Source organism: Arthrobacter sp. BG3 (assembly GCF_056680185.1).
Window position 1 is genome coordinate 3,507,413 of record NZ_CM155270.1, and the last position, 20,764, is coordinate 3,528,176.

Annotated in this window: 16 protein-coding genes; 12 read left to right on the forward strand and 4 right to left on the reverse strand. The window is 67.6% G+C overall.

Annotated features, from left to right (window positions below):
- Positions 1–139 precede the first annotated feature (139 nt).
- The 8 genes from AC1MFL_RS15745 (at position 140) to AC1MFL_RS15780 (ending at position 9,647) form a co-directional block, all read left to right on the forward strand.
- Positions 140–1,627, forward strand: a complete 1,488-nt coding sequence (locus tag AC1MFL_RS15745; RefSeq protein WP_479810947.1) for a GuaB1 family IMP dehydrogenase-related protein — start codon at positions 140–142, stop codon at positions 1,625–1,627.
- A 343-nt stretch (positions 1,628–1,970) separates the two neighbouring features.
- Positions 1,971–3,308, forward strand: a complete 1,338-nt coding sequence (locus AC1MFL_RS15750) for a hemolysin family protein (RefSeq protein WP_479810949.1) — start codon at positions 1,971–1,973, stop codon at positions 3,306–3,308.
- Positions 3,305–4,372: a hemolysin family protein gene (locus AC1MFL_RS15755; protein WP_479810951.1), complete on the forward strand. Its 1,068-nt coding sequence runs from the start codon at positions 3,305–3,307 to the stop codon at positions 4,370–4,372. Before AC1MFL_RS15750 ends, AC1MFL_RS15755 begins: the two co-directional genes overlap by 4 nt.
- Before the next feature lie 99 nt (positions 4,373–4,471).
- Entirely contained in the window at positions 4,472–5,437 is a 966-nt protein-coding gene (locus AC1MFL_RS15760) for a metal ABC transporter solute-binding protein, Zn/Mn family (protein WP_479810953.1), read from the forward strand.
- Positions 5,438–5,604: 167 nt separating this feature from the next.
- The gene (locus AC1MFL_RS15765) at positions 5,605–6,420 is read left to right on the forward strand and encodes a metal ABC transporter ATP-binding protein (RefSeq protein ID WP_479810955.1); all 816 of its coding nucleotides are present in this window, start codon (positions 5,605–5,607) and stop codon (positions 6,418–6,420) included.
- Positions 6,421–7,311, forward strand: coding sequence for a metal ABC transporter permease (locus AC1MFL_RS15770; RefSeq protein ID WP_479810957.1), 891 nt, complete (start codon positions 6,421–6,423; stop codon positions 7,309–7,311). It abuts the gene before it with no gap.
- Between the two features lie 84 nt (positions 7,312–7,395).
- Positions 7,396–8,025: a TetR/AcrR family transcriptional regulator gene (locus tag AC1MFL_RS15775; protein WP_479810959.1), complete on the forward strand. Its 630-nt coding sequence runs from the start codon at positions 7,396–7,398 to the stop codon at positions 8,023–8,025.
- A complete protein-coding gene (locus AC1MFL_RS15780) occupies positions 8,022–9,647 on the forward strand; it encodes an MDR family MFS transporter (protein ID WP_479810961.1) in 1,626 nt (541 codons plus the stop codon). The genes AC1MFL_RS15775 and AC1MFL_RS15780 overlap by 4 nt, the downstream gene beginning before the upstream one ends.
- Positions 9,648–9,731: 84 nt before the next feature.
- Here AC1MFL_RS15780 and AC1MFL_RS15785 read toward each other — a convergent pair whose 3' ends face one another.
- Complete coding sequence (locus AC1MFL_RS15785) at positions 9,732–10,190, reverse strand: Fur family transcriptional regulator (RefSeq protein ID WP_479810963.1); 459 nt, start codon at positions 10,188–10,190, stop codon at positions 9,732–9,734.
- A gap of 102 nt (positions 10,191–10,292) precedes the next feature.
- On the opposite strand from AC1MFL_RS15785, the gene AC1MFL_RS15790 reads away from it, so the two are divergent.
- Positions 10,293–10,949, forward strand: coding sequence for an MBL fold metallo-hydrolase (locus AC1MFL_RS15790; RefSeq protein WP_479810965.1), 657 nt, complete (start codon positions 10,293–10,295; stop codon positions 10,947–10,949).
- Positions 10,950–10,971: 22 nt separating this feature from the next.
- Here the strand turns inward: AC1MFL_RS15790 and AC1MFL_RS15795 are convergent, their stop codons facing one another.
- Positions 10,972–12,072: a PLP-dependent cysteine synthase family protein gene (locus tag AC1MFL_RS15795; protein ID WP_479810967.1), complete on the reverse strand. Its 1,101-nt coding sequence runs from the start codon at positions 12,070–12,072 to the stop codon at positions 10,972–10,974.
- A gap of 48 nt (positions 12,073–12,120) precedes the next feature.
- On the opposite strand from AC1MFL_RS15795, the gene AC1MFL_RS15800 reads away from it, so the two are divergent.
- The gene (locus AC1MFL_RS15800; RefSeq protein ID WP_479810969.1) at positions 12,121–12,993 is read left to right on the forward strand and encodes a sulfurtransferase; all 873 of its coding nucleotides are present in this window, start codon (positions 12,121–12,123) and stop codon (positions 12,991–12,993) included.
- A gap of 72 nt (positions 12,994–13,065) precedes the next feature.
- Here the strand turns inward: AC1MFL_RS15800 and AC1MFL_RS15805 are convergent, their stop codons facing one another.
- Positions 13,066–14,622, reverse strand: coding sequence for an HNH endonuclease (locus tag AC1MFL_RS15805; protein ID WP_479810971.1), 1,557 nt, complete (start codon positions 14,620–14,622; stop codon positions 13,066–13,068).
- Positions 14,623–15,022: 400 nt separating this feature from the next.
- Between AC1MFL_RS15805 and AC1MFL_RS15810 the strand changes: the two genes are divergently transcribed.
- Positions 15,023–16,177, forward strand: coding sequence for an NAD(P)-dependent alcohol dehydrogenase (locus AC1MFL_RS15810; RefSeq protein ID WP_479810973.1), 1,155 nt, complete (start codon positions 15,023–15,025; stop codon positions 16,175–16,177).
- Positions 16,174–16,602: an HIT family protein gene (locus AC1MFL_RS15815; RefSeq protein ID WP_479810975.1), complete on the forward strand. Its 429-nt coding sequence runs from the start codon at positions 16,174–16,176 to the stop codon at positions 16,600–16,602. The genes AC1MFL_RS15810 and AC1MFL_RS15815 overlap by 4 nt, the downstream gene beginning before the upstream one ends.
- Positions 16,603–16,665: 63 nt before the next feature.
- Here the strand turns inward: AC1MFL_RS15815 and hrpA are convergent, their stop codons facing one another.
- Positions 16,666–20,712: an ATP-dependent RNA helicase HrpA gene (gene hrpA / locus AC1MFL_RS15820; RefSeq protein WP_479810977.1), complete on the reverse strand. Its 4,047-nt coding sequence runs from the start codon at positions 20,710–20,712 to the stop codon at positions 16,666–16,668.
- Positions 20,713–20,764 lie beyond the last annotated feature (52 nt).

A 20,764-nucleotide genomic window follows, 5' to 3' on the forward strand; every position in this document is an offset into this window, starting at 1 on the left:
AGGCAGCAGAACGGCAATGGAAGGGCAGCAGAACGCCGGCTCGTGTGCCGGGCCGGGCGGGTGCCGCGGTCCGTGGAAGCCTCGCTAGACTCGCTGTGAGAACCCGTTAAGCACCGGAATGCCTACCTAAGGAGCAGCCGTGCGTTTCCTGACCGAGCCCACCACCGACCTCACCTACTCGGACCTCTTTCTCGTACCGTCCCGTTCCGACGTCACCTCCCGCCTGGATGTGGACCTGGCCGCGGACGACGGAACAGGCTCCGCGATTCCCCTGGTGGCGGCCAACATGACGGCGGTGACCGGCAAACGGATGGCCGAGACCATGGCCCGGCGCGGGGGACTGGCGGTCTTGCCGCAGGATGTCCCCCTCGACGTGATCCGGGACGTGACGGCCTGGATCAAGACCCGCCACCCCGTCCTGGAGACCCCGGTCACCCTCTCGCCGGCCGACACCGTCATCGACGCCCTGCACCTGATGGGCAAGCGTCCGCACGGGGCCATCATGGTCGTGGATGACTCGGGTGCCGTGACCGGCATCGTCCGGGCCGCGGACTGCGAGGGCCAGGACCGTTTCGCCTCTCTCGCCACGGTGATGCGCCACCAGCCGCTGGTGCTTGACGCTTCCCTGCTGGACGGCAGCGCCGACGGCGGGCCGGGGACCGGGGCCGCCGGCGGATCAAGCGCCGGCCTGCGCCGCGCCTTTGATGCGATGGACGCTGCCGGGACCGACATTGCGCCGGTGCAGCGCGACGGCGTCCTGGCCGGCGTGCTCACCCGGAAGGGGGCCCTGCGCTCGACGCTGTACCGGCCCTCGCTGGACCCATCCGGCAGGCTCAAGGTGGCAGCCGCCGTCGGGATCAACGGCGACGTCGCCGGGCGGGCCGCGGAACTCCTCGCGGCCGGGGTCAACGTGCTGGTCCTCGATACCGCGCACGGCCACCAGCAGAAGATGTTTGACGCCCTGGCCGCGGTGAAGGGCCTCAACCCCGGCGTGCCCGTGGTGGCAGGCAACGTGGTCACCGCCGAGGCGACCCGCGAACTCATCCAGGCCGGGGCGGACATTGTCAAGGTCGGGGTGGGCCCCGGGGCGATGTGCACCACGCGCATGATGACGGCCGTGGGCCGGCCGCAGTTCTCGGCCGTGCTGGAGTGCTCGGCCGCCGCGCGGGCTGCCGGCGGGCGGGTCTGGGCCGACGGCGGCGTCCGCTACCCGCGCGACGTGGCCCTTGCCCTGGCCGCTGGCGCCAGCCAGGTCATGATCGGCTCCTGGTTCGCCGGCACGCACGAGAGCCCCGGGGACCTGCAGCAGGACGCCGGCGGCCGGATGTTCAAGGAAAGCTTCGGCATGGCGTCCGCCCGGGCCGTACAGAACCGCAACCAGCGCGAGGGCGCCTTCGAGAAGGACCGAAAGGCCCTCTTCGAGGAAGGCATCTCCACCTCCCGGATGTTCATCGATCCGGCCCGGCCCGGCGTCGAGGACCTGCTGGACATGATCACCGCCGGGCTCCGCAGTTCCATGAGCTATGCCGGGGCGGCCGACCTTGCGGCGTTCCGGGAACGCGCCGTGGCCGGGATCCAGTCAGCTGCCGGCTACGAGGAAGGCCGTCCGGTCCGGCAGAGCTGGTGAGCTGCGCCACGGGCGGACGCGGCCGGCGTCGGGCGTCACCTGGCGCCGGACCGCGGCGGCTGCTCCTGTAGACTGAACTCCTTATGGACAGTAAATCTAGGTGCCGGCCTGGGGGCTGTCAGCGGGGAACGGAAACCGTTACCGCGCAGTCCACCCGAAGAGCCGGCAAACCCCGTTCACGTGCCCATCATTCTCCGGCTGGCCAGCAGTCCGGAGCCTTTCAGGAAACAGGGCCGGCCGCGGCCGACCATCCTCCGCCGGGCGGACTGTTCCACCCCTCAGCCGCACGGTTCCCTGGGATCCGGGTTCCTCGCCGCGCCGCTGTGCCGGAAGCAGACCGCTGATGGAGTGGCTACTTCTCGGAGCAGGACTGCTGCTCATCCTCGGAACGGGCTTCTTCGTTGCCGTTGAATTCTCCCTCGTTGCCCTTGACCAGGCCACGGTCCAGCGGGCCGTGGACGACGGCGACACCGCCGCCGCGCCCCTGCTAAGATGCCTCAAGTCCCTGTCCACCCAGCTTTCCAGCTGCCAGCTGGGCATCACCATCACGACCCTGCTCACCGGCTACGTGATGGAGCCGTCGGTCGGCAAACTGCTTGAGGGCCCGCTGGGCGCCCTGGGTATGCCGGAAGCCGCCGTGGCCTCTGTGTCGCTGATCCTCGCGATGGCCTTCGCCACACTCCTGTCCATGCTGATCGGCGAGCTGGTGCCCAAGAACATGGCCATTGCGCTCTCGTTCCAGATCGGCAAGGCCCTGGCTGGCCCGCAGCTGGTTTTCACGGCCATCTTCAAGCCGGCCATCGTGGTGCTCAACGGCTTCTCCAACAAGGTGCTCAATATCTTCGGGCTGGAGGCCAAGGAAGAGATCTCCGGCGCACGGACTCCGGCCGAACTGGCCTCCCTCGTGCGCCGCTCGGCGGCGATGGGAACCCTGGACGCCGGCACCGCCAACTTCATCGCCCGGACACTGAAGTTCTCGGGCCGTACGGCGGCGGACGTCATGACGCCCCGCATCCGGGTCGAGACCATCGACGGCCACCAGCCGGTGTCCGACATTGTGGAGGCGGCACGCCGCACCGGCTACTCGCGGTTCCCGGTCATCGGCGAATCCTCGGACGACATCCGCGGCGTGGTGCACATCAAGAAGGCCATCGCCGTTCCCTCGGACCGGCGCGCCAAGCTGGAGGCCGGTGCGATCATGACCGATGTGCTCCGGGTTCCGGAAACCATCCACCTGGACGCCTTGCTGGCGGAATTGCGCGAAGGCAATCTGCAGCTGGCCGTGGTCCTGGACGAGTACGGCGGAACCGCCGGCGTCGCAACCCTGGAGGACCTGGTGGAGGAAATTGTCGGAGAAGTGGCCGACGAACACGACAAGGTCCGGCCGGGGCTGCTGCAGAGCGCCTCGGGGGACTGGTATTTCCCCGGCCTGCTGCGCCCCGATGAACTCTCCGAACAGATCCCGGGACTCACCGTTCCCGACGAGTCTGCCTACGAAACGGTCGGAGGCTACGTAATGAGCCAGTTGGGCCGGATTGCTTCCGTGGGAGACACTGTCGACGTCGGCGGCGGGACCCTGAGCGTGACCCGCATGGACGGGCGCAGGATCGACCGGATCTGCTTCCGGCCAGTCCGGGTCCCCGGCGAAAGCCACTCCGCCGGCGAGGAAGGCGCCGAATGAGCGACTGGGCAGGAATTCTCTGGCTGGTGGTGCTGCTGATCGGAAACGCCTTCTTCGTGGCCGCCGAGTTTGCCGTCATGTCCGCGCGCCGGAGCCAGATCGAGCCCCTTGCCGAGGCGGGCTCCACGCGTGCGCAAACCACCCTGCGCGCGATGGAAAACGTCTCGCTGATGCTGGCCTGCGCCCAGCTGGGCATCACCGTCTGCTCGCTGCTGATCCTGCAGGTCGCGGAACCGGCCATCCATCATTTGATGGTGGTGCCGCTGGAAGCGGTCGGCGTTCCGGTGGAAATAGCCAACATCGCGGCGTTCGCCGTCGCGCTGCTGATGGTCACGTTCCTGCATGTCACCATTGGCGAGATGGTTCCGAAGAACATCTCGGTGTCCGTGGCGGACAAGGCAGCCCTGCTGCTGGCGCCGCCGCTGATGTTCATCGCCCGCGCGGTGAAGCCGGTGATTGTTGCCCTCAACTGGTCCGCGAACCACATCCTGAAACTGATGCGGATCGAGCCCAAGGATGAGGTCACCTCCTCCTTTACCCTGGAGGAAGTGCAGTCGATCGTGCAGGAATCGACCCGCCACGGGCTCGTGGACGACGACGCCGGCCTGATCACCGGTGCCCTCGAATTCTCGGAACATACCGCCTCCCGGGTCATGGTCCCGCTGGACAAGCTCGTGATGCTGAAGTCGAACACCACACCGGTGGAGTTCGAAAAGGCCGTAAGCCGCACCGGGTTCTCCCGTTTCCCGATGCTGGACGAGGACGGGATGCTCTCCGGCTACCTCCACATCAAGGACGTGCTGTCCATCCCGGACGCGGCCTACCACCAGCCGATCGCCGAAAGCCACATCCGGTCCCTGGCGAACCTGTCCATGGACGACGAGGTCGAGAAAGCCATGTCGGTGATGCAGCGCACCGGCTCGCACCTGGCCCGCGTTATCGGCCCGGACGGAAAAACCCAGGGTGTGCTGTTCCTTGAGGATGTTATCGAGGAACTGGTCGGGGAGATCAGGGACGCCACCCAGGCCACCGGCTACCGGAGGCTCGGCCAGGACCAGCAGTAGCGTAAGGTGTATCCCTAAATAGGAATCATTCCTATTTAGGGATACACTCGGAGCTGTTGCTATTGCTCTTGATTCTCAATAACAGATCCGAGGTCTCCCGTGCGTCGTCCTGCTGCCCGTTCCATCGTCGCCGCCCTTGCCGGCTTGAGCGTGCTCCTGACGGCCTGCGCACCGACCTCGGGGAACCCGCAGGGGAGCAGCGGCGACGGAACCGTGGACGTTGTGGCCTCCACCAGCGTTTACGGGGACATCGTGGCTGCCATCGGCGGAGACAAGGTGAAGGTCAACTCCATCATCACGCGCACCAGCCAGGACCCGCACTCCTACGAGGCGACCACGCAGGACAAGCTGGCGGTTTCCAAGGCCGAGCTGGTGGTGGAGAACGGCGGCGGCTATGACGACTTCATCCACAAACTCGCGGACGACACGGGGCTGGACCGTAGCTTGGTCCTGAACGCCGTGGAGCTCTCCGGGCTGGCTCCGGAAGGAACTGCCGGTCCGTCCGCGACCGCCGATGCCGGCGGGCACGCCCACGGCCCTGCCGGTTTCAACGAACACGTCTGGTACAGCCTGCCCGCCATGGGGCGCCTGGCTGACGCCGTCGCGGCCAAGCTCGGTGAACTCGAGCCGTCGTCGGCCGGGACCTTCCGCAGCAACGCCGCGGCGTTCAAGGATTCGCTCGGCGGCCTCGAAGCGAAGCTGGCGGGTATCAAGGCGTCCGCCGGCGGGGCGTCCGTCGCCGTGACGGAACCCGTGCCGCTTTATCTGCTCGATGCCGCCGGCCTGAAAAACCAGACCCCGGACGGGTACACCGCCGCGATCGAAGAAGACACCGACGTGCCGCCCGCCGTCCTCAAGGCCACCACCGACCTGATGGCGTCGGGCAGCATCAGGCTTTTGGCCTACAACCCGCAAACCGAGGGCCCGCAAACGATCGCCGTCAAGAACGCGGCGGCAGCTGCCGGGGTTCCGGTGGTGAACTTCAGCGAGACCCTGCCGGACGGCAAGTCCTACCTCCAATGGATGGCGGACAATGTCGACAACATCGGCAAGGCCCTGGCCTGAGACTGCGCCATCCCACCGACAACATCACCGATGTCGGCCCGGCGGACGAACGCCGGGCCTAAGATAATCGGGACAGCGTGACCAGCCCGCATGGCCAGCCAGCCCGGGCCGAGAGCCAGGCAGAGGGCGCGGGCCGAGGGCCCGCGCAGAATTAGAGGAAATCCAAAGTGACCCCCGTAGTGAGCCTCCGTGGAGCCTCCCTCGCGTTCGGTAAACGGACTCTGTGGGAGGGCCTGGACCTGGACATCAACCCGGGTGAATTCTTCGCTGTCCTTGGCCCCAACGGCAGTGGCAAAACGACGTTCCTCAAGGTCCTGCTCGGACTGCAGGAACTGAGCTCCGGCTCGGCCACGCTCGCGGGGCGGCCCGTGGAGCGCGGCAGCCGGGGGATCGGCTATGTTCCGCAGCAGAAGTCGTTCGACCCTGACACCCCGCTGCGCGCCCGCGACCTCGTGGGGCTGGGTGTCGACGGCCACCGCTGGGGAATCCGGCTCGGCGCGGCGAAAGTGAACCGCAGAATCGATGAACTGCTCGACCAGGTGGGAGCCGCCGACTACGCGAAGGTCCCCGTCGGCCAGCTCTCCGGCGGCGAGCAGCAGCGGTTGCGGGTCGCGCAGGCGCTTGCCACCGACCCCAAGGTGCTGCTTTGCGACGAACCCCTGCTGTCCCTTGACCTGCAGCACCAGCAGGCGGTCAGCGCGCTGATCAACAAGCAGTGCCACGACCGGGACAGTGCCGTGGTGTTCGTCACGCACGAGATCAACCCGATCATGGACTACGTGGACCGGGTGCTGTACCTGGCCGGCGGACGCTTCCGGGTGGGCCCGCCGGAGGAAGTCATGACCACCGAGGTTCTGTCCGATCTCTACGACAGCCACGTCGAAGTGCTCCACGCGAACGGGCGGCTGATCGTCGTCGGACTGCCCGACGCCGCCACCCATCACCACGAGGACGCCCACGCCGTGGCGGGGGAGGTGGGCTAGATGGACCTGGACAGCCTTTTCAATTCAATCTTCAACTTCGAGAACTACGGCGAACTTCTCGCCCTCGTCCAGAATTCCCTCTGGGCCGGCGCGGTCCTCGGCCTGCTGGGCGGGCTGATGGGAACGTTCGTGATGAAGCGGGACCTGGCCTTTGCCGTGCACGGCATCTCCGAACTCTCGTTCGCAGGCGCTGCCTTTGCCCTGCTGGTCGGGGCAGACATTGTCCTGGGCTCGCTGGTGGGATCCGTCGTGGCGGCGCTGCTGCTGGGCCTGCTCGGCGTCCGCGCCCGGGACAAGAACTCGATCATCGGCGTCATCATGCCCTTCGGGCTGGGCCTGGGTATCTTGTTCCTCTCCCTGTATGAGGGGCGCGCCGCCAACAAATTCGGCCTGCTCACCGGCCAGATCGTCTCCGTCGGGACCGTCCAGCTCCAGGTGCTCGCGGTCGCCGCCGTCGTGGTGATGATTGCCCTGGTGGCGATCTGGCGTCCGCTGACCTTCGCCAGCGTCGACCCCGACGTCGCGTCGGCCCGCGGCGTGCCTGTTCGGGCACTGGCCATCGGGTTCATGCTGCTGCTCGGCGTCAGCGTGGCACTCTCCATCCAGATTGTGGGCGCCCTTCTGGTGCTTGCGCTGCTGATCACCCCCGCGGCGGCGGCCATGCGGGTGACGTCCTCACCCCGGCTGGTGGTGATTCTCAGTGTGGTGTTCGCCATGACGGCCACCGTCGGCGGCATCCTGCTGGCCCTCGGCGGCCGGATCCCGATCAGCCCGTATGTGACCACGCTGTCGTTCCTGATCTACGTCGTGTGCCGGATGATCGGCGGGGTCCGGGCCAGGCGCGGCATGAACGGCAGGATTCTGCGCGGTGCCGCGGTACCGGCGGCCTGAGCCGCTGGCGGCGCACTGCAGTAAACATGCATCACTGCAAGTATGCATTTGCGCAATCATTGCAGTCGTGCAATTATTCAAGGCATGACTACTGTTGCTCCGCTGCCCCTGCGTGAGCGCAAGAAGGCTGAGACGTGGGGGGCGCTTCATGAATCGGCCGCTTCGCTTGCCCTTCTGCACGGCGTCGACGAGACCACGGTCGAGGCTATCGCCGCCAGTGCCGGCGTCTCGCCGCGGACGTTCTTCAACTATTTCCATGTGAAGGAAGACGCCATTCTGGGGCTGCGCGAACCGGTCCTGGAACCGGCACAGCTGGCCCGCATCTCCGTCACGGCGGACGATCTGGTGGGGCAGGTCTCGCGTCTCCTGATGACCGTTGCCTGGACGGCGATCGGGGGTGCCGACCGTGCACGGCGCCGCCAGCTGATTGCCCGGTATCCCCATCTTGGCCGCCGCCATATGGACTACATGGTCAAGGCCGAGAGCCTCGTATGCCAGGGGATTTCAGGCCTGCTGGCCCAGGATCCGTCCTGGGCGGCCGGTGCAGAAGGCTTCGGCCCGGAGGAAGCCGCCCGCATGCTGGTCATGATCGCCGGCGTCCCTATCCGGTTCCACCTCACCTCAGCTGATTTCGACCCCGCCGAGGGGATCTCCGGAGAGACCCTCGGCCCGTCGTTGGCTTTGCTCCACCACCTACTAAGGAAAATTTCATGACCAAGCAAGCTGTCCCCGCCGCGGGACCGGCCGAAGGAAAGCAGCACATGGTGCTGCTCTTCGTGGGCCTCATGCTCTCGATGCTTCTGGCCGCACTGAACCAGACCGTGCTCAGCACGGCACTGCCCACGATCGTCGGCGAACTCCACGGAGTCAGCGACATGCTCTGGGTCATCACCGCCTTCATTCTTGCCTCCACCATCACCATGCCCATTTACGGCAAACTGGGCGACCTGATGGGACGCAAGGCCCTGCTGATGGGCGCCATTATCCTGTTTATGATCGGTTCCGTCATCGGCGCCCTGGCAAATGACATGGGTGTGCTGATCATAGCCCGCGTGGTCCAGGGCCTTGGCGGCGGCGGGCTGATGATCCTGTCGCAGGCCGTCATCGCCGACGTCGTCCCGCCCCGCGAACGCGGCAAGTACATGGGCATGATGGGTGGCGTCTTCGCCATTGCCTCCGTGGCCGGCCCGCTGCTGGGCGGCTGGTTCACCGAAGGACCCGGCTGGCGCTGGGTGTTCTGGATCAACATCCCGCTGGGCCTGCTGGCGCTGGCCGGAGCCGTGTTCTTCCTGAAGCTGCCCAAGCACCATGGAAAACCGCGCCTGGACCTCGGCGGTATGGTGCTGCTCGCCATCGCGACGACCTGCCTCGTGCTGTTCGCGACCTGGGGCGGCGGCAAGTACGAATGGAGCGACCCGATCATCCTGGGCCTGATCGCCGGCACTGTCCTCAGCGGGGTGGCATTTGTCCTGGTGGAACGCCGGACGGCCGAACCGATCATTCCGCTGCACCTTTTCAAGGACCGCAACTTCAATCTTGCAACGATCGCCGGCCTGCTGATCGGCGTGGCCATGTTCGGCGCCATCGGCTACCTGCCGACCTACCTCCAGATGGCTTTCAGCGTCAACGCCACCGAATCCGGCCTGCTGATGATCCCCATGATGGGCGCCCTGCTGGTTGCCTCGGTGGTCTCCGGACAGCTGGTCAGCCGGACCGGCAGCTACAAGTGGATGCCGATCGCGGGCGGCGTGCTGGTCGCCGTGGCCCTCGTGCTGCTTTCCACGCTCAAGCCCGAAGCACCGCTCTGGGAAATCTGCGCCTATCTGGCCGTGATGGGCCTCGGGCTTGGCCTGAGCATGCAGATCATGGTGCTCATCGTGCAGAACTCGTTCCCGCTGCGCGAAGTCGGCACCGCAACGGCGTCGAACAACTTCTTCCGGCAGATCGGCGCCACCCTCGGTTCCGCAGTGGTCGGCAGCCTCTTCGCGAGCCGGCTGGCCGAACTGCTCACCGAGCGCCTCCCGGCCGCGGCCACAGGCGGCGGCGCGCCCGGAGGGTCGAACTCACTGACCCCCGCGCTGGTCAGCCACCTGCCCGCGCCGATCAAGGAGGCCATCATCTCCTCCTACAACGACGCGCTGACCCCCATCTTCATCTGGATGGTTCCGCTCGCCCTGGCGGCCGCCGTGCTGATGTGCTTCATCAAGCCCAAGCCGCTGGCCACCGCAATCGAGCACGATGTTCTGTCCGAGTCCATCTCGGAGGGCAACATCCTGATCACGGCCGACGACGCCGAGGACGAGGCTCTTGCTCCGGCCTCCGGGTCGCGGAAGTAACCAGCGAAAACCAAAGACACCGCGTGCGGGTTGCAGCGACTGCAACCTGTACGCGGTGTCTTTTTGTTGGCTCATGGCCGGTAGCTAGTCCGTCTTCCGGGCCGTGCAATCCGGGCAGAGCCCGAAGATCTCGACGGTGTGCTCCACCGCGGTGAAGCCGTGCTCGGTCGCGGTCCTGGCCGCCCACGCTTCGACCGCGGGCGCCTCGACCTCGACGGCCTTGCCGCAGCTGCGGCACAGCAGATGATGGTGGTGGCCGGTGACAGCACAGCGCCGGTAGACGGCCTCGCCGTCGGCATTTCTCAGGACGTCCACCTGGCCCTCATCCGCGAGGGACTGCAGGATCCGGTAGGAGGTGGCGAGGGACACCGACGTGCCGCGGTCCTGCAGAATGCGGTGCAGCTCCTGCGTGCTGACGAAGTCCGTCAGTTCGTCCAGGACCGCGCTGACCGCGAGGCGCTGCTTCGTGACACGCTGCTCTTTGGCCGCGGCAGGGGCAGGCACCGTCGTCCGGCTGCCGTCGGCTGTGGCGCCCTGGGACATCGTGGAACTCGCTTCGCTGGGGTCTCGGTAGAGGGTGGCAAGGTACCCAGATTACCAGCCGGGTACGTGGACACCGCCGGGGAGGAACCCTAGGCTGGCCAGATGTTGCTGACGAAGTTCACCCATGCCTGTGTCCGGCTCGAGAAGGACGGGAGGGTGCTGGTGTTCGACCCGGGCAACTTCTCCGAGACGGACCAGGCCCTCGCCGGCGCCGACGCCGTGCTGATCACCCACGAACATGCCGACCACATCGACGTCGATGCCGTCACTGCCGCCCTGGAGGCCGCCACTGCCCTGCAGCTCTTCGCGCCGGCGGGAGTCGCGGCGCAGCTGCGCGAAAAGGCGCCCGGCGCAGGTCCCCGGATCCATACCGTGGCCGCCGGCGAGGACTTCGAGGCCGCCGGGTTCTCCATCCGGAGTTTCGGGGGGCAGCACGCCCTGATCCATCCACAGATTCCGGTCGTAGCCAATATCGGCTACTTCGTGGATTCCAACGTTTACCACCCCGGAGATTCCTTCACCGTGCCCGACGGCGTGGATGTCCGGACGCTGCTCGTGCCGATCCACGCACCCTGGAGCAAGGTGGGGGAGGTCATCGACTTTGTTATCGGTGTTCGCGCCCCGAAGGCCTTCCCGATCCATGACGCACTGCTCAACGAGAGCGGGCGCCGGCTGGTGGAAGGTCACGTGACGCGGTTCGGCGCCAAGTACGGCACGGAATACCGGCACCTCTCGAGCGGGGAAAGCGTCGAGGTCTAGGAGCCCGGACGCCTCGTGACGCCTAGGCCGGCCAGGTCCCGCTGGTGAAGAACTTCCGGAGGGTCTCTTCGTGCGGTGCGGGATCCAGGCCCTGGGTCTGCAGCCAGTCCGGGTTGTAGTAGTTGCCGGCGTAACGGTCCGCGCCGTCGCATATCAGCGACACCACGCTGCCGCGCCGCCCCTCGGCCATCATTTCCGCGATGAGCTGCCAGACACCCCACAGGTTGGTGCCGGTGGACGGGCCGGCCTGCAGTCCGGCGTAATCGTGCAGATGGCGCATCGCAGCAACCGACGCGTTGTCCGGTACCGGGATCATGTGGTCGATTACGGCCGGGACAAAGCTGGGTTCGAGCCTCGCCCGGCCGATCCCCTCGATCCGCGACGGCAGGCCCACGCTGGCCGCAGCGTCGACGGCGGCAGCCCCGCGGCTTTCCAGCCAGCCGGGGTAGAACGCGGAGTTCTCCGGATCCACGACGGCGAGTCGGGTGTTGTGACGGTGGTACCGGAGGTAGCGCCCGATGGTGGCACTGGTGCCTCCGGTGCCGGCGCCCACCACAATCCAGCTGGGAATCGGGTGATCTTCCCGGGCCAACTGGCCGAAGATGGATTCGGCGATGTTGTTGTTGCCGCGCCAGTCCGTGGCGCGTTCGGCGTAGGTGAACTGGTCCATGTAGTGGCCGTTGGTGCGCCTTGCGAGTTCCGCAGCTGCCTCATAGACCTCCGACGCGTGGTCCACGAGCAGGCACGAGCCGCCGAACTTCTCGATCAGCGCGATCTTCTCCCGGCTGGTGGTCCGGGCCATCACCGCAATGAACGGCAGACTGAGCAGTTGGGCGAAGTAGGCTTCCGACACGGCTGTGCTGCCGCTGGAGGCTTCAACTATGGTGGTGCCCTCTCCGATCCAGCCGTTGACCAGCCCAAAGAGGAAAAGTGACCTGGCCAGGCGGTGCTTAAGGCTCCCGGTCCGGTGTGTTGACTCGTCCTTGAGATAGAGCCGGACGCCCCAGTGCTCCGGAATCGGGACGGAATACAGGTGGGTGTCTGCGGACCTGTTGTTCTCTGCGTTGATTCTGCGGATGGCCTCGTCGGCCCAGGCCCGGTCCTGCTGTCGTGCTCTGATCACCGCACCAGCCTACCCGCGGCGGCAGAATCCCGTGGATAGAGTTGGCGGATGCAGACGCTCATGGATGTAGCCACCTTGAAGGACCGGCTGGCCGCCGCCGGCAAAACCGACCGGCGGACGGTGTTGCTGGATGTGCGCTGGGCGCTCGGCGACCCGAACGGCCGGGAACATTACCTCGCGGAACACCTTCCCGGGGCGGTTTTCGTGGACCTCGCCACTGAACTGGCCGGACCCGCGGACCCGGGCAGGGGCCGGCACCCGCTGCCGCCGTTGGAGCAGTTCCAGGCCTCCGCCCGGGCCTGGGGCATCCGCAGCGGCGACGTCGTGGTGGCTTACGACGACAGCGGCAATCTGGCCGCTGCCCGGCTCTGGTGGATGCTGCGGAACGCCGGGCTTCCCGAGGTGTACCTGCTCGACGGCGGTCTGGCTGCCTGGCATCGTGCGGGCCTCGGCCTTGAAACCGGTGAACGGCAGGCGGAGCCCGGGGACGTCGTCCTGACGGGCGGTGCCATGCCGGTGATCGACGCCGGGCAGGCGGCCATGTGGGCCCGGCAGGGTCTGCTGCTGGACGCCCGGGCGGGGGAGCGGTACCGCGGAGAATTCGAGCCGGTGGACCCCCGCGCAGGCCATATCCCGGGAGCTGTCAGCGCCCCCACTACCGGCAACCTCGGCCCGGATGGCAGGTTCCTGCCGGTCGAGAAGCTGCGCGAACACTTAACCGGAATCGGGGTGCGCCCCGACCGCCCGACCGCTGTTTACTGCGGCTCCGGCGTCACGGCGGCCCACGAAATAGCGGCCCTCGAAATCGCCGGATTCCCGGCGGCGCTCTATCCCGGGTCGTTCTCGGAATGGTCCAACAACGCCTCGAACGATGTTGTGACCGGGGCTGCTCCCTATGCGGACGGCACCGCCGCGAGCTAATTGAATCTCGCTGGACTCGCTCGACTCGCTGATCTCGCTGAACCGCGGCGAACCAGGCGGGGCCCAGCTGGGCTAGGCGGCTGACTGGGCTGACTGTCCTAGCTGGGTTGACGCAGGTGGCTGGCTGGGTGGCTTGCGCGCAAAGAGGCGACGTCTCAGTTCTTTCTTGCGGCAACGCAGTTCCTTCCTGTGCTGCCGGCTGGCAGGATCCGCCTCGCCGGGAGGCCCAAATTCACGTGGCATGCTGACGGATCCCTGCGGTGTTCCCGGCAGTGGTGGTGCGGTGGATTGGTAGGTGTGTCCGGTGGGGGTGGTGACGTTGAGGGTGTGTCTGGGTCCGGGGCTGGGGCGGGAGGTCCAGCCGGGGGTTTCTTTGGTGTGGTTGCAGGCTTCGCAGAGTCCGGCGCCGTTGGTGTGGTTGGTGGTGCCGTCGTGGTGCCAGGGGATGATGTGGTCGAAGTGGCGGATGGGGGCGTCGCAGTAGGGTGTGCGGCAGGTGGTGTCGCGGGCGGTGAGGTAGCGGCGGAGTCCGGGCGGGAAGAGCCGGGCTCGTGAGTCCATGGCGGTGAGGTCGCCGGTGCCGGGGGCGGTGTAGAGCCGGCGGAGCCAGACGTTCAGGGCTGCGTCTTCGCCGTCCGCGGCGCGGTCCCCGGCGCTGGTGCGGACGGTGTCGCCAACTTCCCTGCCGGTACCGGCTCCAGCGCTCATGCCCGTGCCCGTTCCTTCGGTTTTGAGTAGGTTGCGGGCCCAGCCGGCGGGGACGATGCCGTAGCCGGGGAGGCGGGCGGGTTCGCTGTGGCCCTGGAAGAGGGTGCGGTCGGTCATGACGAGTTGGATTTCGATGCCGCTGATCCCGCCGGGGGTGCCGGTGGTGCGTTCGATGAGGGCGTCGGCCATGAGTTGCCCGCGGGTGCGGGGGTCTCCTCCGGCGCGGAGGGTGGCCGCGTGCCGGGTCAGGGCGGCGTGGGCGGCGACGCCGGCGGCGACGGGGAGCAGTGCGGTGAGGTAGCACATGGTGTCCGGGGCCGGGCGGAGGCTGACGTGCCGTTCGGTGGCGGCGTGGCTGGCGCGGGCGGTGACGGTGCGGGGGTCCCGGCGGTAGGCGGCGGTCCGGGCTGCGGCGATGATGTGCCGGTCCCCGGTCCCGTTGAAGGTTCCGGTGTCGGCGGCGAGTTCGTCATCGACGGAGGCCCGGTCCGTCGCGGACAGGCAGGCGGTTTCCTTCACCAGCAAGGTGGCGCGCCATTCGTTGAGCTGCCCGCTCTCCAACGCCGCGAGGGTGTGGGGCATTTCGGTGAGGAGGGCTTGGGCCAGGCCCAGGAGCCGTCCGCCGCGGGCCGGGGATTCCCGCCGGGCCAGGGCGATCTGCGCGCCGACCCCGGATCCCAGCTCCGCCACCGGCAGACCAAGGTTCCGCTGTTCGCGGCGCTGGAGGAGGTCGAAGGCGACGGCGATTCTCGCCTGCAGTGCGGCCGTGGCGGATTTCAGGTCCTCGAGTTCCCGGAGCTGGCCGATCAGTCCGGCACTCTCACAGGCCGGGCGGACGGCAGCGAGGGAGCGGGCCACCTCGGTGACCGCCCCACCAACCGCCGCTTCCGGAACCACGTCGGGCCCCTGCTTGCCGTCCATGGAATAAGGCTATCGGGCACCTGCGACAGTTAAACCCTGGTCGATCCGCCGCAGACATCTGCACGAAATATCTTTCCAGTTTCCCCGCAGTGGCCCCCCGTGAAGCACCGCCGGGACGCAAGCCAAAGCCCGGCACGGCTGCCGGCAAGAGCAACGCGGGGTCACTTAGCGTCCATAATCCGCCGCCGGATGGGCCGCAAGTGACCCCGCGTTGCTGTGGCGCAGCAGACCGGAACGCCTCACCATGACCCCCGTCGCGCTGGTCCTTGCCGTCTTGTATCTCGTCCTCTCGCTCAGCTGACGGTCAGGAGATTCCGCCAGGGACCGTGGCGGCCGGCGCGGCCCAGGCCGCCCGCCCCCGAATTGGCATAGCGGCCGTACCCGGGGGTAGCGTCGGACCATGACCCCCGGACGCCCCGTACCGCCACCCCTCGCCAAGCCGCTTCCCGATCTGACCTCGGACACCCCGACGCCGGGCCCGCGCCTCGCCGCCGCCTTCGGTGCCACATCGAGCGACAGCGGCCTGGTTCCCCTGACAGTGGCACGCCGCGCCCCGAAGGAAGACGACGTCGAGATCGCCATCGAATTCTGCGGGCTCTGCCACTCCGACGTCCACGCCACCCGCGGCGAATGGGGAAACCAGGACTACCCGCTCGTCCCCGGCCATGAAATCGTGGGCCGGGTCAGTCGCGTCGGTTCCGCCGTCGACGATTTCACCATCGGCGAGCTGGTCGGCGTCGGCTGCCTGGTCGATTCCTGCCGCGAATGCGACAGCTGCCTCGATGACCTGGAGCAGTACTGCGAGAACGGCATGACCGGGACCTACGGCTCGAAAGACCGCCGCAACGGCGACGCCACCACGCAGGGCGGCTACGCCAGCTCCATCGTCGTGGACCGCCGCTACGTCCTGCACGTCCCGGAAAGCCTCGACCCCGCCGCGGCCGCGCCGCTGCTGTGCGCCGGCGTCACCACGTACTCCCCGCTGCGCCACTTCGACGTCGAGGAGGGGGACGTCGTCGGCGTCGTCGGCCTGGGCGGCCTGGGCCACATGGCCGTGAAGCTCGCCAAGGCCATGGGCGCCGAAGTGAAGGTCTTCACCACCTCGGAGTCCAAGATCGCCGCAGCCCGCGAACTCGGCGCCGATGACGTCATCCTGTCCCGCGACCAGGCTGCGATGGACGCCGCGGACCGCAGCATCGACGTCATCATCGACACCGTCGCCGCACCCCACGACCTCAACCCGTACTTCCGCACCCTGCGCGTTGACGGGGCCCTCTTCCAGCTCGGCCTCCCCTCGGAGGACATGCCGCCGGTGAACCCCGGAGCGCTGATCCGGCGGCGGATCGCGTATGCCGGGTCGCTGATCGGCGGCATCGCCGAGACGCAGGAGATGCTGGACTTCTGCGCCGAGCACGGCGTCACCTCCGAGGTTGAGGTGGTCCGCGCCGACCAGCTCAACGAGGCCTACGACCGCATGGTGGCAGGAAAAGTGAAGTACCGTTTTGTCCTGGACACCAGTACCCTCGGAACACCCTCGGAAAGGGCAGACGCATGAGCACTCTCTTCACCAGGATCATCAACGGCGAGATCCCCGGCCGCTTCGTCTGGCGGGAGGACGACGTCGTGGCGTTCCTGACAGTGGGCCCGCTCGCCGACGGCCACACCCTCGTGGTGCCGACCGAGGAAGTGGACCGCTGGACCGATGCATCCCCTGAGCTGCTGGCCCGCGTGATGCACGTCGCCCAGAAGATCGGCGCCGTCCAGGTCGAGGTGTTCGACGCGGCACGCGCCGGCCTCATTGTGGCCGGCTACGAGATCAACCACCTGCATGTCCACGTGTGGCCGTCCAACACCATGGCGGACTTCGACTTCGGGTCGGTGGACCAGAACCCCGATCCCGCGCGGCTGGACGCCAACGCCGGGAAGCTCCGCGAAGGTCTCCGGAAAGCCGGACACGCCGCGCACGTTCCGGACGCCTGAGACGGCTCGGCCCCAAACCTTCGCTGACCCCGCTGGCGCGGGTCTGATTGTCCCGGCCGGGCGTCAGACCGGCGCCAGCGCTTTGTTAAGCACCGCGCGGATGCGCTTCTCGGAGACCGAATAGGCGGTGCCGAGTTCGACGGCGAAGAGGCTCACCCGGAGCTCCTCGATCATCCAGCGGACCTGGGTTAACTCGGCTCCGGCCCGCCGGCCCGGGAGCAGCGCCGAGACGGCATCGTCGTAGTCGTCCTCCAGGGCCTGGACCGCAGCCATGTTCTGGGCATCCCGCTGGACGTTGGTGGGGAGTTTCTCCAGGCGTTTCTCGATCGCCGCGAGGTAGCGCGGCAGCTGACTGAGCTGGCTGTAGCCCGTGCGTGCCACAAAACCGGGGAACACCAGTTGCTCCAGCTGGCTCCTGATGTCATTCAGGGCGCTGATCAGGGCCATGCTCGTGGTGCCCTTGAGCGCCTTCTCGATCCGCCGCGTGCTCGCCAGGATGCGCTCCACGACGGCGGTGACGGTGAAGACGGTGTCGATCAGCTCGGCGCGGACCTTCTCGTACAGTGCGTTGAAGGACGCCTCGTCCCACGGCAGCTCGACGGGGGTGAGCTTGTCGATGGCGGCCAGCGCGCAGTCGGCAATCAGCGCCGTGACGGAGCTGTGCGGGTTCTGGCTGAACGTCAGCTTCTCGGTATTGTTCAGGTGCTCCAGGACGTAGCGGTCCGGGGGCGGCACCTTCAGCGCGAGCAGGCGGATGACGCCGCCGCGCATGGCCTGTTCCTGTTCGGAGCTGCTCTGGAAGAGCTTCAGCGCGACGGAACTGCCTTCATCCACCAGCGCAGGGTAGCCGGTGACAGTATGCCCCTTCACCGTGCCCTGGACCCGGCGCTGGACCGTCCCGAAGGACCACGACGTCAGCCCGGCCTGCTCGGCGAAACCCGTCGAAGCGCCGGAGGAGGCGGACGCCGCGGTCCCGGGAGCCGCCAGGGCGGCCCGGGCTACCGACTTGCCGGTGGACCTGCCGCCCGCCACCGCGCCGGACCTGCCGTTGGCCTGGGGTGCGGTCGTCGCGGGCGTGGCGCTCAGTGACTCGGCGATCGCGCGCCGGGTGGCCGGTGCCAGCCGTTCCTGCAGCACCCCGAGGTCCTTGCCCTCGTCCAGAACCTTCCCCTGGGAATCCACGACGCGGAAGCTGACCCGCAGGTGCGGCGGAACGGCGTCCCAGTTCCAGGAATGCGGCGGGATGACCTGGCCCCGGATCCGGCGCAGGACCAGTTCCAGTGAGGATTCCAGTTCGTCCGTGGCCGGATCGAAGTCCGCCTCGAGAGCCGCGACGGCCTGCCGGGCAACGTCCGGGGCCGGCACGAAGTTCTTGCGCACCTGCTTGGGCAGCGATTTGATCAGGGCCGTGACCAGCTCCACCCGCTGGCCCGGAATGAGCCAGCGGAACGCCGCGTCGTCGAGCTGGTTCAGGAACAGCACGGGCACCTCGGCGGTGACACCGTCGGACGGGTTGGGTGGCGACCCGGGGGCCACGGGGTGGAACTCGTAGCTCAGCGGCAGCTCAAAGCCTTTGTGCAGCAGCGTCTTTGGGTAGGCCGAGTCGTCCAGGGCATCGGCGTCTTCGCTGATCAGCAGCGCCTGGTCGAAGTCGAGGAGCGCGGGGTCCTGCTGGCGAGCCTCTTTCCACCACTTGTCGAAGTGCCGCTCCGACACGACCTCCTTGCCGAGCCTGGCGTCATAGAACTCGAAGAGCGTCTCGTCGTCCACCAGGATGTCGCGGCGCCGCATCCGCGCCTCAAGCTCCTCGACCTCAAGGAGCAGCGCCCGGTTGCGGTGGAAGAATTTGTGGTGGGTCTGCCAGTCGCCCTCGACCAGGGCGTGACGGATGAACAGCTCCCGGCACAGTTCCGGGTCCACCTTGCCGTAGTTGATCCGGCGGCTCGGAATGATGGGCACGCCGTACAGCGTGACTTTCTCATGGGCCATCACCGCGCCCATCTTCTTGGACCAGTGCGGTTCGCTGTAGCTGCGCTTGACCAGGTCCGGCGCCACCTGCTCGACCCAGAGCGGATCGAATTTCGCGGCCACCCGGGCCCACAGCCGGCTTGTCTCCACGAGTTCCGCGGCCATAACGAAGGTGGGGGACTTCTTGAACAGGGCCGAGCCCGGGAAGATCGCGAAGCGGCTGCCGCGGGCGCCGGCGTACTCGCGCTTGCGCTCATCGAGGATGCCCACATGGCTCAGCAGGCCCGAGAGCAGGCTGATGTGGATACCCTCGTGGTTGCCTACCGGGTCGGCAAGGCGCTTGTTGTCCAGGCTGATGCCGAGCGGCCGGGCCAGCTGGCGCAGCTGCGCGAAGAGGTCCTGCCACTCGCGCACGCGCAGGTAGTTGATGAACTCGGCACGGCAGAGCCGGCGGAAGGCGGTGGAGGAGAGCTCCTGCTGCTTCTCCTGGAGGTAGTTCCAGAGGTTCAGGAAGCCGGTGAAATCCGAGTTCTCGTCCCGGAAGCGGGCGTGTTTCTCCGCGGCGAGCTGCTGCTTGTCGGTCGGGCGCTCGCGCGGGTCCTGGATGGTGAGCGCCGCGGCGAGGATCATGACCTCACGGACGCAGCCGCGCTTGCCGGATTCGACGATCATCCGGCCGAGCCGCGGGTCCACGGGCAGCTGGGCGAGCTGCTGGCCGACGGCGGTCAGGCCGCCGCCGTCTCTTCCGGCTGCACCGCCGGCAGGCCGGCGCCCGGTGCGGACGTCGCCGTCGCCCGTCTGCTCCGGCGGACGCGCGGCACTCAAGGCACCCAGCTCGCGGAGGAGGGTGACGCCGTCGTTGATGGCACGGGAGTCCGGCGGCTCCACAAACGGGAAGTTCTCCACGTCCTTCGGGCCCCGGGCCACTCCCATCGCGGTCATCTGCAGGATGACCGCGGCGAGGTTGGTGCGCAGGATTTCGGGATCGGTGAACGGCGGCCGGGACTCAAAATCCTCCGCCGAGTACAGCCGGATCGCGATGCCGTCGGAGACGCGGCCGCAGCGGCCCGAGCGCTGGTTCGCGGAGGCCTGGGAGACGCGCTCGATCGGCAGGCGCTGGACCTTGGTCCGGTGCGAGTAGCGGGAGATGCGCGCGGTGCCGGTGTCAATGACGTACTTGATGCCGGGAACCGTCAGGGAGGTCTCCGCGACGTTGGTGGCGAGCACGATCCGGCGCTTGCTGCCCGGGTGGAAGACCTTGTGCTGTTCCTGCAGGCTCAGCCGGGCGAAGAGCGGGAGCACCTCGGTGCCGGCCAGCTTGCGGTTGGACTGGATCCTGCCGTTGAGGGCCTCCGCGGCGTCGCGGATTTCCCGTTCGCCGGAGAAGAAGATCAGGATGTCCCCGGGCGCCTCCTGCGCGAGTTCGTCGACGGCGTCGCAGACGGCGTCCAGGGGATCGCGGTCCTCCTCAAGCTCGTCATCGGAGGCCGCGACGGCGTCGTCGGTGCTGTCCCCGGCGGCCCCGCCGGCCGGCTGGGACAGCGGCCGGTAACGGATCTCGACCGGATAGGTGCGTCCGGAGACCTCGATGATCGGCGACGGCTCTTCCTCGCTGCCGAAGTGCCTGGCGAAGCGCTGCGGATCGATGGTGGCGGAGGTGATGATGATCTTCAGGTCCGGCCGCTGCGGCAGGATCCGTTTGAGGTAGCCGAGGATGAAGTCGATGTTGAGGCTGCGCTCATGCGCCTCGTCGATGATGATCGCGTTGTACCGGCGCAACAGCTTGTCCCGCCGGATTTCGGCCAGCAGGATGCCGTCGGTCATGAGTTTGACCTTGGTGTTGCGGCCCACCTCCCCGGTGAAGCGGACCTGGAAGCCGACTTCCTGGCCGATCTCGACGCCGAGTTCCTCCGCGATGCGTTCTGCGACCGTGCGGGCGGCCAGCCGGCGCGGCTGCGTGTGCCCGATCAGCCCGTTCTCGCCGAGGCCGAGCTCCAGGCACATCTTAGGAATCTGGGTCGTCTTACCGGAACCGGTCTCGCCGGCGATGATGGTCACCTGGTTGGCCGCGATGGCGGCCATCAGGTCCTCGCGGCGCTCGGAGACCGGCAGCTCGGCGGGGTAGGAGATATGCAGTGTCATGGCTGCACTCAGTCTACTGGGAACTGCCCCGGGGCTGTTTCTCCGAACATAA